Raw genomic sequence first — 407 nt, 5'->3', positions numbered from 1 at the left:
GCTTTGCGATAGCAAGCTTGAAGCTTGGCTTTCGTCTTCAAGTAGTTCTTGCTTTCGCAAGCAGCTTCTCCATTTTTGACTTGCTTTTTGGCAAGCTGCCTTTGATAGTGCTTGATTTTTTTATAAATTCTATCAAGCTTCTTAGGCAGTACGTTCACCCGGCCTCCCGTGTAATCAAAGTGACCAACATTGACGTCAACCGCAGTAGCTTTGCCTGTTTTGCCTAGCAGCTTAACATCCTCAGCCTTGATCTTATACGGGATGGCAACGTAATAACGGCCTTTTTCTTTGAAGTAGCTGACAACGCCAAACTCATCTGACAAAGGCTTTTCGCTCAGCTTAAAGCCACGCCATTGATCTTTTGGAACGTGGCTTCTTCTTGCCCGCTCCAAATAAAGAATTCCGTC

Annotated in this window: 1 pseudogene; it reads right to left on the bottom strand. The window is 44.7% G+C overall.

Going from position 1 to position 407, the window contains the following annotated elements:
* Positions 1-407 (bottom strand): annotated as a pseudogene (locus lacNas_RS08740) (RNA-guided endonuclease TnpB family protein); the annotation flags it as partial.

The sequence above is a fragment of the Lactobacillus nasalidis genome, from assembly GCF_016587775.1.
Taxonomy (GTDB): Bacteria; Bacillota; Bacilli; order Lactobacillales; family Lactobacillaceae; genus Lactobacillus; species Lactobacillus nasalidis.
Note: the sequence above shows the minus strand (reverse complement) of the source record. Positions and strands in the feature narration are given on the sequence as shown.